This window comes from Halococcus qingdaonensis (genome assembly GCF_024508235.1).
In the GTDB taxonomy this organism is placed as follows: domain Archaea; phylum Halobacteriota; class Halobacteria; order Halobacteriales; family Halococcaceae; genus Halococcus; species Halococcus qingdaonensis.
On record NZ_CP101943.1, the window covers coordinates 395,554 to 407,958 of the forward strand.

The following is a 12,405-nucleotide window of genomic DNA, read 5'->3' on the forward strand; positions in this document are numbered from 1 at the left end:
AGGTGGCTCGTAGCGAACTCGTCGGCATGGCAGACAACTTGACCCTGCTCGAACTCCACCTGCACGCCGAGGACAACGAGTTCACGAGCGATCTGGAGCTCACGTCGGACGTCGGCGATCTCGTCCGCGACCGACTCGGGTTCGCCGAAACCGACGACGAGCAGTCGTCGTTCGCCGAGACCGACTTCGGCACCGAATCGGATTCGTCCGAGGTGGGTTCGACGGAGGCGAGTTCGACCGAGGCCAGCGCCGACGGTGGCAACACGGTACAGGTCGGCGAGGGAGACGAGGACGAGCACGGTGCCGTCGTCGAGATCGACGAGACCGTCGCCGACGAGGACGACGAGTCGGGCGGTCGCAGCAAGACGCGGACGCTGCTCAAACTGCTCGTGCTCGCCGGTGTCGTCATGCTCGTCCGGCGCTATCTCGGCGGTGACGACGAGTTCGAGAACGAGTTCGAAGAGCTGTAAGGCAAAGCGCTTTGACCGGTCGGTACGTCGTTTCTCCCGTGACCCTCTCCGATAGCGTTCGTGCGATCACGACGGCCTCCGGCGACGGCCTCATCGACTGGAGAGCCGTCACCGAGGCGGCGACGGCCGCCGTCGATCCCGGTGAACTCTCGCTTTCGGCGGCGGAACGCGACGGCTACGCGCGGGACGTCCGCGACGCACGCACACGCGTCAGCGAGGTCGCGGGAGTCGATTTCGACGTACCGGACACCATCGAGGTGCAGAACCGCCACCACTGGATCGACGCCAACACGGCCACCTTCGAGCGCGTACTGGGAACGCTCGAAACGACCGGCCCTGGATTGGCCGGGTTCGCACGTATGCTCAACACCGGTTCGATGAGTGTCGCGCTCGCCTTCCTCGCCAACAACGTGCTCGGTCAGTACGATCCCCTCTTGCTCGCCGAATCGCCGGCCGAGTCGCACGCGCTGTATTTCGTCCAGCCGAACATCGCCCGCGTCGCCGACGAACTCGACGTCTCGGAGGAGCGGTTCCGCCGCTGGATCGCCTTCCACGAGGTGACACACGCCGCCGAGTTCGGCGCGGCCCCGTGGCTGCCCGATCACCTCGAAGCCAGAATGGAGCAGAGCGTCGACGCACTCGGCGACGGCCGGATCGACCGCCAGTCGATGCGCGAGCTCAACGCCGCGATGACCGCCGTCGAGGGCTACGCCGAACTGCTGATGGATCGCGCGTTCGACGACGAGTACGAGGACCTGCGCGAGAAAGTCGAGGCGCGCCGGCGCGGTCGCGGTCCGATCGCCGCCCTCGTCCGCCGTCTGCTTGGGCTCGGCATGAAGCGCCGCCAGTACGAGCGCGGAAAGGCCTTCTTCGAATACGTCGTCGAGGCGCGCGATATCGAGACGGCCAGCCTCGTCTGGGAAGCTCCCGAAAACCTCCCGAGCGACGACGAACTCGATGCACCCGAGACGTGGCTCGCGCGCGTCGACTAATCCTCGCGAAGACCGCTCGGAAAGGCAAACACGACCATGACGATCCCGACGAGCAGGCCGGCGAGCACCGCGAGCAGTACAGTGAAAAGCGATCCGCCGCCCTGCAACGCGATGAGGCCGCCCGAGAGGCCGACGAGCACGACGAACGCGAGTTTGAACCGGCGCGAGGCCGTCCGTCGCTCCTCGCGCGTGGTCGGCCCGACCATCAGCTGTCACCGGGCACGCTGACGTGCATCCCGACGAACCGCCAGCCGTCGTCCGTCCGGCGGAGCCCGCCGCTCCACCGCGCTCGATGGTCGTGGTGTTCGTCGCTCTCGGTGTCGTACCACGCCATCCGGACATCGTCTGCGAACCAGGCCCACTCCTCTTCTTCCCTGACCCGCAGATCGTGGCTCTCGACGGTCCAGTTCTCGGTCGTGCGCGTCTGCTCGCGGAGTCCCGCGGCGATCCCGTCGGAGCCCTCTAAGCACTCGCCGATGCCGAATTTGACGAGCGCGTCGGCGGCGAAGAAGGCTGCGAGCGGCTCGCCGGCACGGAGCGCATCGTAGTATTCCTCGATCGTGGCTTCGGCGCTCATTGTCGGGCGGTGGCGGCGATCCGGTTTACACTTACTGGAAGCCGCGATCCGTTCCGTCTTCGGCGACGAGTTCGTCGAGTTCGGTGTCGAGCAATTGTTCGGCCTCGTCTTGCCAGTCACGAACGCGCATAGCTCACATACCGGTGCGGTCGTCATCAACCCGCTGCTTGTAACACTCGTTCGGGAGCGGTCGTCGAACGGCCCTGAGTAGTGAAAAAGAGGGCTCAGTCCTCGCCGGATTCGTAGTGGTCGCCCGCGGCCGAGGGGACGCGCGTGTGGCCGACGAGCGCGAGGACGACGATCACCGTGACGTAGGGGATCGTCTGGACGAGCGAGCTCGGCACCGCGTAGGCTGGGATCTGCTGGAGGCGAAGCTGGAGTGCGTCGAGCCCTGCGAACAGAACGGAGGCTCCGAACGCACCGAGCGGGTTGTAGTTGCCGAACAGGTAGGCGACGATGGCGATGAACCCCTTGCCGTTGACCATCGTCTGGCCGTTGCCGATGAACTGTCCGACCTGGCCGAGCGAGAGGCCGACGCCGCCGATCCCTGAGAGCACGCCCGAGAGCGTGATCGCCAGATAGCGCACCCGCGTCACGTCGACGCCGGCGGTGTCGAGCGCCTTCGGGTTCTCGCCGCTCGCGCGCACGTGCCGGCCGAACGACGTCCGATTGAGCACGTACCAGCCGCCGCCGACGACCAAGAACATCAGATAGACCGTCGGGCTGGCGTCGAACAGCACCGGGCCGACGAACGGCAGCTCCGAGAGCACGGGGATCGTCCACGTGCCGAGCGTGCCGACGCTGCTGGTGTTGACGCTGCCGTAGATGACCGTCGCCGCGAACGGTGCGAGTCCAAGCGCGATGAGCCAGACCGCGAGCCCGGCGATGATCTGATCGGCCCGGAACCTGATGCAGACGACCGCGAACAGGAGTGACAACAGCGTGCTCGCGAGCACGCCGGCGACGAAGCCGACCCAGATGCCCGGAATCGAGAACACCGAGCCGACCGCGTCGGTGACGAACACGCCGGTGAACGCCGAGATGATCAGCAGCCCCTCCAGTCCGATGTTGATGACGCCGGCTTTCTCGGCGAAGATGCCGCCGACGGCCGCACAGGCGATCGGTACCGCGAGCCGGAGCGCCGCGCCGAGCGTGCTCTTGCTGGTCGCCAGCCGCAGCAGGTCGCCGACCATCGTCTCCGGGAAGACCAGGCCGTAGAGTGCGGCGAGCACCACCAGCCCGGCCAGCCCATAGGCGAGAGTGTGCCGAAGACCGCCATCTAGCGCCGATCGCAGCCGTCCGACGCTCATCGTTCACCTCCCGGGTCGTCCGTCCCACCGGTCGATGATGGCTCTGTGGGGGTCTGTTCGCCGCCGTCCGTGGCGACGGCCGGCTCGCGATCGGTCGTGACGAACTGCTTCCCGAGCAGCCGGAAGAACTCCGGCATCGCCACGAACAGGATGATCAGTCCACGGAGCACGCCGACCAGCTGGATCGGCACTCCGGTCGAGAGCTGGACGGCCAGCGAGCCGCTCTTGAGCACGCCGAACAGCAGCGCCGCGGGCACCACGCCCAGCGGGTTGTTGCCGGCGAGAATCGAGACGGTGATGCCGTCGAAGCCGAGCGCGGGCACGCCCGTCTGGAACCGACCGAGCACCATCAGCACCCAGACCGCGCCGCCGATGCCCGCGAACGCCCCGGACAGCGCCATGCTCGACACGATCGTGCGCTTGGCGTCGACGCCGCCGAACCGTGCGGCCTCGGGCTGGAGCCCGCTCGTCCGGAGATCGAAGCCGAAGGCGGTGTACTTGATCAGGTAGTAGAGGCCGGCGACGAGCACCAGTCCGCCCACGAACGCGACGATCGAGAAGTCGCTGCCGGAGCCGAACAGCGCCGATTCGAGCACCGCGGCCGGCGGGATCTGGCTCGTCTCGACCGACTGGCTGTCGGGCGCGGCGAAATACGCCGACACGACGAAGAAGGCGATCTGTTCGGCGACGAAGTTGAGCATGATCGTCGTGATCACCTCGTTCGCGCCGGCATAGGCCTTGAGCGCGCCCGGCACCGCCCCGTAGAGCGCGCCGGCGAGCGCGCCGGCGAGGACGCCGAGCGGCACCAGCAGGAATCCGCCGACGCCCGTCAGCAGCGGCCCGGCGGTGAGCACGGTGATGGCGCTCGCCAGCCCGCCGAAGATCAGCTGGCCCTGCGAGCCGATGTTGAACAGTCCGGCTCGGAAGGCCACCGCCACCGACAGCCCGGTGAAGATCAGCAGCGTCGTCTCCTTGAACGTGAGCGCCACGTTGAAGTTGAACGGGTCGGAGAGGATGCTGCCGAACGCGCCCGTCACGAGCACGGAGTAGACCGAGATGGGGTTGTAACAGGAAGTGAGGCCGAACACGCCGTAGGCCGGTTCCTGACAGGTCGCGGCCGTTCCCGAGAAGAAGACGATCAGCCCACCGACGAGCACCGATGCCACGAGCGCCGCGAAACTCAATCCTAACCGCTCGGCCCACGACGCCGCCACGAGCCGGCGAAGCCCGCTCTCGATGCGATCGCGCGCGCTCATCGTTCACCCCCGTCGGCGCTGACGCTCTCGGCCGTCGTCGGCTCGTCGGGGCGTTCGCCGGCCATCAACAGGCCGAGTTCCTCTTCGGTCACCGTATCGGGATCGACGACGTCGACGAACTCGCCGTCGTGCATCACCGCGAGCCGATCGGAGAGCCCGCGCACCTCGGCGAGGTTCGCCGAGATCAGGAGCACTGCGACGCCGGCCTCGCGGAGCGCGAGCAGTCGGTCGTGGACGAACTCCGTCGAGCCGACGTCGACACCCCGCGTCGGGTGGGTCGCCACGACCATCCCCGGATCGCGCTCCAGTTCACGGCCGACGAGGAACTTCTGCTGGTTGCCCCCGGAGAGCGATTTCGCTCTCGCCTCGGGGTTCGGCGGGCGCACGTCGTAGGTCTCGATGACGTCGCTCGCGTGCTCGCGCGCGCTCGGCCAGTCGATACGTGTCCCGCCGACGGGCGGGGTGTGCTGGCTTCCGAGCACGCCGTTTTCGGTGAGATCGAACTCCATGACGAGTCCGCGTTCCTGGCGATCCTCGGGTACGTAGGCCATCCCACGTTCGATGTGGCCGCGCCGTGAAACGCCCGCGAGATCCTCTCCGTCGAGGCGCACCGTTCCCGTGTCCGGTGATCGGAGCCCGGTGAGCGCTTCAACCAGTTCGGCCTGGCCGTTGCCGTCGACGCCGGCGATGCCGAGGATCTCGCCTTCACGGACCGCGAAATCGACGTTTCGGACCTGGTCGGCCCCCTCTTCGGTGACCGTGAGCTCGTCGACATCGAGCACCGTCTCGCCGGCCTCGACGGGCTCGGTTTCGATGTCGAGCACGACCTCGCGACCGACCATCATCTCGGCGAGCTGCTCGCGGTCGGTCCCGTCGGCGTCGACGGTGCCGACGTTCTCGCCGTCGCGGAGGACGGTGATGTCGTCGGCGACCGTCATCGCCTCGCCGAGTTTGTGTGTGATGAACAGGACCGTCTTCCCCTCGGCGGTGAGTTCCTCGAAGACATCGAACAGCTCCTCGACCTCCTGGGGAGTGAGCACCGCCGTCGGCTCGTCGAGGATCAACAGGTCGGCACCGCGGTAGAGCGCCTTCAGGATCTCGACGCGCTGGCGCTCGCCGACGCTGATATCCTCCACTCGCTCGTCGGGATCGACGGCGAAGCCGTAGCGCTCGGAGAGCTCACGAACCGCCTCGCGCGCCCGTGAGCGATCGGTCGCGAGCCCGCCCCACTTGGTGGGTTCGTTGCCGAGCACGACGTTCTCGCCGACGGTCATCGGCGGCACGAGCATGAAGTGCTGGTGGATCATGCCGATGCCGGCGTCGATGGCGTCGCGCGGCGCATCGAACTCCCGCACCTCGCCGTCGAGCTCGATCGTCCCGCCCTCTGGCTGGTAGAGCCCGTAGAGGACGTTCATCAGCGTGGATTTCCCCGCACCGTTCTCGCCGAGCAGCGCGTGGACGCTGCCCGCCTCCACAGTCAAATCGACCGCGTCGTTGGCGACGACGCCCGGAAAACGCTTGGTGATGTCGTCCAAAACGACCGCGTCCGTCATGCGTCGCCCACGCTCCGTGGTCGGTTCCTCTCGTGGGTTCTCTCGTGGTCGAACACGGCTGGTCGATTACGAGCCCGAACCTGGTTTCTTCGGCACCTTGATCTCGCCCGAGACGATCTTCTTTCGCGATTTCTTGAGCGCGTCCTTGACGTCCTTGGGGATCTCGGAGCCGAGCTGTTTGCCGTACGCGACCTTGACGCCGTCCTTTTCGAGCCCGAGCGTCTTGGTGTTGCCACCCTTGAAGTTCCCGTCGACGACGTTCTCGATCGCGGTGAACACGGCGTTGTCGACCTGTTTGACCATGCTCGCGAGGATGACGTCGGAGAACTTCGGTGAGCTCTTCGACTGGTCGGAGTCGACGCCGATGGCGTAGCGGTTCTGCTCGCTGGCCGCCTGGAACACGCCGATACCGGTCGCGCCGGCGGAGTGATAGACGATGTCCGCGCCGTCGTTGTACATCGAGACCGCCGCCTCCTTGCCCGCACCGGGATCGGAGAACGAGCCGGTGTAGGCGACGTTGACGCTTGCGTCCTCGTTCGCGTAGTTGACACCCTTCTCGAAGCCGGCCTGGAACTTCTTGATCAGCGGCGCTTCCTCGCCGCCGACGAAGCCGAGTTTCGCGTTACTGGGGTCGGTCTTGCCGCCGCCGGCGCTCAGCTCCTTGGTCGTCAACAGCCCGGCGAGATGGCCGACCTGGAAGGAACCCTCGTGCTCCTTGAAAACGTAGTTGGCGACGTTCGGCTCCTCGACGACGCCGTCGACCAGCAGGAAGCTCTGATCGGGGAAATTCGGCGCGACATCGGAGAGGGCGCTGACCTGCGCGAACCCGATACACGAGACGAGATCGTATTTGGGGCTGGTCGACTGGGCGTAGCGGCGCTGGAACGTCGGGAAATCGGAGTTCTGCTCGGGCTGGGCCTGGTTGAAACTGATGCCGAGCTGTTTTTTCGCACGTTTGACGCCCTGATTGGCCATGTCGTTGAACGACTTATCACCCAGGCCACCTTTCGCGTAGATCATCCCGATGTTCGCGCCCGAGCCACCGGAGCCGCCCGAGCCACCGCTCGTTCCGTTACCCGAACCGTTGCTTCCGTTGCCGCTCGTTCCGCCCGAGCCACCACCGCCGCTCGTACAGCCAGCGAGGCCAGCGATACCTGCTGCACCCGCGATCCGGAGGAACTGCCGTCTGTCTGAGGACATACTCTACCCATATCAATGACGATGATGATTTAAATGTAACGGAGGTTTACGCCGGGAGCGCCGCCTCGATCGCCCCGACCGTCCGCTCGACGAGCGCATCGACCCGCTCGCTCTCGGCGTAGACCCTGACTTTGGGTTCGGTGCCGCTGGGTCGGACGAGCACCCAGCCGTCGTCGAGTTCGATGCGCACCCCGTGAGCGGTCGAGCGCTCGCCGTCGGGGAACGTCTCACCGAGACTCTCCGCCAGCTCGTCCATCACTGCCTCCTTGCGCTCGTCGGGACAATCCACGCTCACCTTCCGGTAGGGGCGCTCGGCGACCGGTTCGCGGAGCGTATCGAGCCCGGTCTCGGCGACCAGTCGGGCGAGTGTCGCGGCGCTCGCCACGCCGTCGATCCACGGCCCGAGTGCGGGATGGATGTGTTTCCAGGGTTCGGCTGCGAAGACGACCGCCGTGTCCTCGTCGCCGGCCGCACGCGCCGCCGCGATCCCCTCGTGGAGCGCGCCGAGTCGGACGCGCTCGACACGCCCGCCCGCTTCCGCGACGCGCTCGTCGATGCGCGAGGAGGCGTTCGGCGTCGTCACGACGACGGGATCGCCGGCGTTGCTCGTGCGGGTGTACCGTTCGGCGAGGATCGCGACGATCGTGTCCTCGTGGACGATCTCGCCGTCGCCGTCGAGTACGACGACCCGGTCGGCGTCGCCGTCGTGGGCGAACCCGAGCTCCGTCTCGCCGTCGGCGACGAACTCCCGAAACTCCGCGAGCGTTTCCGGCGTCGGCTTCGATCCACGGGCGGGGAAGTGGCCGTCGACGTTCGCGTTGACGCCCGTCACGTTGGCCCCGAGCGCCGAGAGCACCTGCGGGGTCGCCCGGCTCGCCATCCCGTTGCCACAGTCCACACTGATGGTCGTTCCGTCGAGGCTGCCGCCGTGTTCGTGGGCGTAGTCCGCGACGTACGTGCGATAGGCCACGAGCGGTTCGACGTGCTCGGTGTGGCCCCACTCGTCCCAGCTCGCCGGCGGGTCTCTGGCGTCGACGCGCTCCTCGATGCGTGCCTCGGCGTCGTCGCCGTACTCCTGGCCGTCGGTGAACAGTTTGAGCCCGTTGTCCGTCGGCGGGTTGTGACTCGCCGTGACCATGATGCCGCGCCGCCCGCGCGAGGCGAACGCCAGCGCCGGCGTCGGGAGCGTTCCGGCACGGCGAACGTCCGCGCCGGCGCTTTCCAGGCCGGCTTCGAGCGCCGCGAGCAGCGCCGAACCGGTCTCGCGACCGTCGCGCGCGATGACGAACTCAGTGTTCGGAGCGTCCGTGCCGGCCGCACGACCGACCGCGAGCGCGAGGCTCGGTGTGACGCGCTCGGTGGCACTACCGCGGATGCCCGCGGTGCCGAAGAGGTTCATGGACGGTTTTCGGACGGTGGGCTATTTAGTCGGGCGGTTTAGAGTTCGACGCCGCCGGGGATCAGGCTGTGCTGGCGGACGAGGTTGCCGTCCTCGTTATAGACGAGAAACGTCGATTTCTCGTGGGCGAGCAGTCGCTCGCCGTCCTGCTCGACGGTAATGCGATAGCGACCGTCGTCGTCGGTGTGGTCGCCATAGGCCCGCGCCGCGCGGATGAAATCGAGGACGCCGTCCGCGTCGGCGTTCAGTTCGAGTACGAAATCGCCGGTGATGCGGTTGGTGATCGAGAGCACGCCCTCGTTCTCGTCGGAATGAAAGCGGTAGTTGACGTCGGTCTCCTCGGCATCGACGACGGCGTCGTCCGTGCCGGCGAGACGCGACTGAAGCACCTCGTTCGGCCCATCGAACTCGATGGCGACCGTCGGCTTGCCGGGGTCGCCCCCGTTCGCAACCCACTCGGTGTTTGTGACGTGTATGTCGAAGTTCTCGCGCCTCATTCGGTTCTGTTCGGCCTATGTCCCCTGTCGTCATGAACGTAACGCCGGGATGTCCTCGCCCCCGGCATGGGTTCGCTCGCCACAACTACCGATGGGTTTTACCCGTCTCCACCGATAGCACCACTGTGATTCGATATCATGGATCGTGCACCTGAACTCGCGGCGTTCGCGGCGTTCGTCGCCGCGCTGGTCCCGTGGTCGGTGTCGGTTTCCGACGGCGCGTTCGCCGAGTCGGTCGTCGTCCGGTTCGTCTTCGGTGTGGTCGAGCTCTCCTTCGGCGCACGCTCGCTCGACATGGCGCGGGCCGCGGTCCCCATTACCGACATCGGCTCGCAGTATGGCGGCGATCTCGCCCGGCTGGGAACGCTCTGGCTCGTCGCGGCGGCGTTGCTCGTCGTCGCGCTGGCGCTGGCGCTGGCGCTCGTCGTCGCTGGCGACCGCCTGCTCGTGGGGGCGTTCGATCCGGTGCGGGCGATGGGTGCGCTCTGTCTCGGCATGGCGCTCGTCCTCTCGGGCGCGATGTGGCTGCTCTGGCAGTCGACATCGCCCGTGCCGATCCCGATCGGCGTGATCGCGCTGCTCCTGTTCGGTGTGGGGCTGCTCACCGTCGATCGCACGCACGACACTCGTACGAGCGCCGGTGCGAGTGGATAACGATGAATTGAACCGCCCCAGCGGCGAACTCCGTTCAGCAATGGGCGATCCGAGCCGGCGCGATGTGCGCGAGACATACGATCGCATCGGCGACCACTTCGCGAAGACTCGCGCACACGCGTGGCCGGCCGTCGAGTGGTTCGTCGATCGAAGCGACGGCGTCGCGCTCGGCCTCGATCTCGGCTGTGGCAACGCCCGCCACGCCGCGGTGCTCGCCGATCGCGCCGACCGGGTCGTCGGGCTCGACGCGAGCCGGACGGTCGTCGAGGCGGCACGCGAACGCCGCGAGCGCGAGGGGTTCCCCGTCGATCTCTGTCAGGGCGATGCGACTCGCCTACCGATCGCGTCCGATACCGTGGGGTTAGCGGTGTATATCGCCACAATCCACCATCTACCGACCCACGAGGCACGCATCGCGAGCCTGGACGAACTCGCGCGCGTTCTCGTCCCTGATGGGCGTGCACTCGTGAGCGCGTGGAGCACGTCACACGACCGGTTCGAGGCCGACGAGGCGTTCGACACGACGGTCGATTGGACGCTGCCCGGCGGCGAGGCCGTTCCCCGTTACTACCACATCTACGATCCAGCGGCGTTCGAGGACGATCTGCACGAGAGTACGCTCGCCGTCGACCGGGTCTTCGAGGAGCGGGGCAACTGCTACGGGGTGGTGCGTGCCGAAGGGAAACGGACTTAATCACCGATCCGCAACCGCCGATATGCGTCGATGTCGGGACGAGCCACGTTTGCCGATGTTCGACGCGAACGTAGTGAGCGCGCCAGTGGTCTAATGGTAGGACAAGGGCCTTCCAAGCCCTCGGTCGGGGTTCGATTCCCCGCTGGCGCATCCGAACCAATCGGATCGGCGCTCGATCCGTTCCGCAGTAATCGTGCTCTCTCGGCGCTACGATGGCTCTTTTGACCGATGGCGTCTCCGCTTGCATCAGCCATTCCACAATACTTATGCCCGCTGCTGGCACTGGTTTATTCGATTCGCTCGTTCAGCATGGACCCCAACACCGGATGGCGATATCGCGTCGCGAGCAGTTTCGGCGCAAGCGTTCTCGTCGTCTGTGCGATCGCCGTGGCGAACTATCCGTTCGTCCAGCGGCTGGTGACGACGATCCCGCTGCTCGATCGGCTCCCTGTGACGGTACTGTCCGATGAGGCGCTGGTGGTGGCGATGGCGACGGCGCTGGCGGTGGTGGCCGCCGCGCTGTTGACGCTGTTCAAACCCCATCCACGGCGCATCCTCGATACGATCTCACTCACGCTTCGGCGGCTTTTCATGGGCGCGCTCGCGCTCGCGGCGATCGGCTATTTCGATTACACCTATCGACTCCCGCGGACGACGTTGGTGGCGACGACGCTGTTGCTTTCGGTCGTGCTGCCGGCGTGGTTCGTCGCCATCCGTCGCCGGCCGGAGCCAACCGCCGAGCGCGCGGTGTTGGTCGGCGACGATCCGGACGCGATGGGTGAACTGCTCGCGACGACCGACCTCCCGATCGTCGGCTACATCGCGCCGGCGATCCGCTACGACGCCGATCGGAGCCGGCCGTCGATGGGCGTCGCCGATGGCGGGCAAGCGCTCGATGGACGGCTCGACGAGATCGATCATCTGGGTAGTCTCTCGCGACTCGACGATCTGTTAGTCGATCATGACATCGATACGGCGGTGCTCGCCTTCGAACGCTCGGATCGCGCGGCCTTTTTCGGTGCGCTCGCCACCTGCTACAACCACGGCGTCACCGCGAAGGTCCACCGCAAGCACGCCGATAGCGTGCTCACGAGCGGTACGGGCGTCGGCGAACTCATCGACACCGAACTCGTCCCGTGGGACTGGCAGGATCGCGTCATCAAACGCGGGTTCGACATCGCCTTCGCGCTCGCGGGGCTGGTGGCGCTCTCGCCGGTCATCATCGCCATCGCCGCCGCGATCAAACTCGACGATGGCGGGCCACTTTTCTATGGTCAGGAACGAACCGCCGAGTTCGGCGAGACGTTTCGCGTCTACAAGTTCCGGAGCATGATACCGCATAGTGAAGACTCCACCCCTATTGATGATAGGGACAATACTCAAATCACTCGTGTCGGCCGTCTACTCCGCCGGACACACCTCGATGAAATCCCTCAGCTTGGTTCGATTCTCAGCGGGAATATGAGCGTTGTGGGGCCGCGTGCCGTCTGGGTTGATGAGGAAGAACACTTAGAAGAAGAAATCAGTACATGGCGCAAACGCTGGTTCGTTAAGCCCGGACTCACAGGACTCGCCCAAGTCCACGATGTATCAAGCACTCGGCCACATAAAAAGCTCCAGTACGACGTGAAGTATATCAACGAACAGTCGTTTTGGTTCGATCTTCAGATCGTCGTCAGACAGGTCTGGCTCGTTCTGAGCGATCTCGTCGAGACCGTCGCCGCCCGTTGATCGACCGATTACGGAGTTCGGAGACGTGCCGTTAGCAGCCGTCTCGACCACCGGAACGTCATCATCGACTGG

Annotated in this window: 13 protein-coding genes and 1 tRNA gene; 6 read left to right on the plus strand and 8 right to left on the minus strand. The window is 66.2% G+C overall.

What is annotated here, in order from left to right:
• Nucleotides 1-26 precede the first annotated feature (26 nt).
• Nucleotides 27-470 (plus strand): hypothetical protein, encoded by a 444-nt coding sequence (locus NO363_RS02065; protein ID WP_256686523.1) that lies wholly within the window; start codon nucleotides 27-29, stop codon nucleotides 468-470.
• Nucleotides 471-508: 38 nt separating this feature from the next.
• Entirely contained in the window at nucleotides 509-1,462 is a 954-nt protein-coding gene (locus tag NO363_RS02070; RefSeq protein WP_256686525.1) for an Rv3626c family coenzyme F420 biosynthesis-associated protein, read from the plus strand.
• Here NO363_RS02070 and NO363_RS02075 read toward each other — a convergent pair.
• The 8 genes from NO363_RS02075 to NO363_RS02110 all read right to left on the minus strand — a co-directional run bounded on the left by NO363_RS02075 (nucleotide 1,459) and on the right by NO363_RS02110 (nucleotide 9,254).
• Nucleotides 1,459-1,668 (minus strand): DUF8527 family protein, encoded by a 210-nt coding sequence (locus tag NO363_RS02075; protein ID WP_256686526.1) that lies wholly within the window; start codon nucleotides 1,666-1,668, stop codon nucleotides 1,459-1,461. The two genes, NO363_RS02070 and NO363_RS02075, sit on opposite strands and share 4 nt — an antisense overlap.
• Nucleotides 1,668-2,039, minus strand: coding sequence for a nuclear transport factor 2 family protein (locus NO363_RS02080; RefSeq protein WP_256686528.1), 372 nt, complete (start codon nucleotides 2,037-2,039; stop codon nucleotides 1,668-1,670). The genes NO363_RS02075 and NO363_RS02080 overlap by 1 nt, the downstream gene beginning before the upstream one ends.
• Nucleotides 2,040-2,263: 224 nt before the next feature.
• A complete protein-coding gene (locus NO363_RS02085; protein WP_256686529.1) occupies nucleotides 2,264-3,349 on the minus strand; it encodes an ABC transporter permease in 1,086 nt (361 codons plus the stop codon).
• Nucleotides 3,346-4,605 (minus strand): ABC transporter permease, encoded by a 1,260-nt coding sequence (locus tag NO363_RS02090; protein WP_256686530.1) that lies wholly within the window; start codon nucleotides 4,603-4,605, stop codon nucleotides 3,346-3,348. Before NO363_RS02090 ends, NO363_RS02085 begins: the two co-directional genes overlap by 4 nt.
• Nucleotides 4,602-6,158 carry an ABC transporter ATP-binding protein gene (locus tag NO363_RS02095; protein ID WP_256686531.1) on the minus strand — a complete coding sequence of 519 codons (1,557 nt, stop codon included), beginning with the start codon at nucleotides 6,156-6,158 and terminating at the stop codon, nucleotides 4,602-4,604. Before NO363_RS02095 ends, NO363_RS02090 begins: the two co-directional genes overlap by 4 nt.
• Before the next feature lie 66 nt (nucleotides 6,159-6,224).
• Nucleotides 6,225-7,358, minus strand: coding sequence for a BMP family lipoprotein (locus NO363_RS02100; RefSeq protein ID WP_256686532.1), 1,134 nt, complete (start codon nucleotides 7,356-7,358; stop codon nucleotides 6,225-6,227).
• Between the two features lie 46 nt (nucleotides 7,359-7,404).
• A complete protein-coding gene (locus tag NO363_RS02105; RefSeq protein WP_256686533.1) occupies nucleotides 7,405-8,757 on the minus strand; it encodes a phosphohexomutase domain-containing protein in 1,353 nt (450 codons plus the stop codon).
• Nucleotides 8,758-8,795: 38 nt separating this feature from the next.
• A complete protein-coding gene (locus NO363_RS02110; protein ID WP_256686534.1) occupies nucleotides 8,796-9,254 on the minus strand; it encodes a DUF5793 family protein in 459 nt (152 codons plus the stop codon).
• Nucleotides 9,255-9,392: 138 nt separating this feature from the next.
• Here NO363_RS02110 and NO363_RS02115 point away from each other — a divergent pair, with 138 nt between their 5' ends.
• From NO363_RS02115 to NO363_RS02130, 4 genes are all read left to right on the plus strand, one after another.
• Nucleotides 9,393-9,908 (plus strand): DUF7549 family protein, encoded by a 516-nt coding sequence (locus NO363_RS02115; protein ID WP_256686536.1) that lies wholly within the window; start codon nucleotides 9,393-9,395, stop codon nucleotides 9,906-9,908.
• Between the two features lie 40 nt (nucleotides 9,909-9,948).
• Entirely contained in the window at nucleotides 9,949-10,602 is a 654-nt protein-coding gene (locus tag NO363_RS02120; protein WP_256686538.1) for a class I SAM-dependent methyltransferase, read from the plus strand.
• Nucleotides 10,603-10,681: 79 nt separating this feature from the next.
• A tRNA-Gly gene (locus NO363_RS02125) sits at nucleotides 10,682-10,752 on the plus strand.
• Nucleotides 10,753-10,911: 159 nt separating this feature from the next.
• Nucleotides 10,912-12,333, plus strand: a complete 1,422-nt coding sequence (locus tag NO363_RS02130) for a sugar transferase (RefSeq protein ID WP_256686539.1) — start codon at nucleotides 10,912-10,914, stop codon at nucleotides 12,331-12,333.
• Nucleotides 12,334-12,405 lie beyond the last annotated feature (72 nt).

Coding starts and splice junctions, on each gene's coding strand:
- NO363_RS02085 (WP_256686529.1), bottom strand. CDS start 3,349: ATGAGCGTCGGACGGCTGCGATCGGCGCTAGATGGCGGTCTTCGGCAC.
- NO363_RS02130 (WP_256686539.1), top strand. CDS start 10,912: ATGGACCCCAACACCGGATGGCGATATCGCGTCGCGAGCAGTTTCGGC.
- NO363_RS02065 (WP_256686523.1), top strand. CDS start 27: ATGGCAGACAACTTGACCCTGCTCGAACTCCACCTGCACGCCGAGGAC.
- NO363_RS02115 (WP_256686536.1), top strand. CDS start 9,393: ATGGATCGTGCACCTGAACTCGCGGCGTTCGCGGCGTTCGTCGCCGCG.
- NO363_RS02095 (WP_256686531.1), bottom strand. CDS start 6,158: ATGACGGACGCGGTCGTTTTGGACGACATCACCAAGCGTTTTCCGGGC.
- NO363_RS02090 (WP_256686530.1), bottom strand. CDS start 4,605: ATGAGCGCGCGCGATCGCATCGAGAGCGGGCTTCGCCGGCTCGTGGCG.
- NO363_RS02080 (WP_256686528.1), bottom strand. CDS start 2,039: ATGAGCGCCGAAGCCACGATCGAGGAATACTACGATGCGCTCCGTGCC.
- NO363_RS02105 (WP_256686533.1), bottom strand. CDS start 8,757: ATGAACCTCTTCGGCACCGCGGGCATCCGCGGTAGTGCCACCGAGCGC.
- NO363_RS02100 (WP_256686532.1), bottom strand. CDS start 7,358: ATGTCCTCAGACAGACGGCAGTTCCTCCGGATCGCGGGTGCAGCAGGT.
- NO363_RS02110 (WP_256686534.1), bottom strand. CDS start 9,254: ATGAGGCGCGAGAACTTCGACATACACGTCACAAACACCGAGTGGGTT.
- NO363_RS02075 (WP_256686526.1), bottom strand. CDS start 1,668: ATGGTCGGGCCGACCACGCGCGAGGAGCGACGGACGGCCTCGCGCCGG.
- NO363_RS02120 (WP_256686538.1), top strand. CDS start 9,949: ATGGGCGATCCGAGCCGGCGCGATGTGCGCGAGACATACGATCGCATC.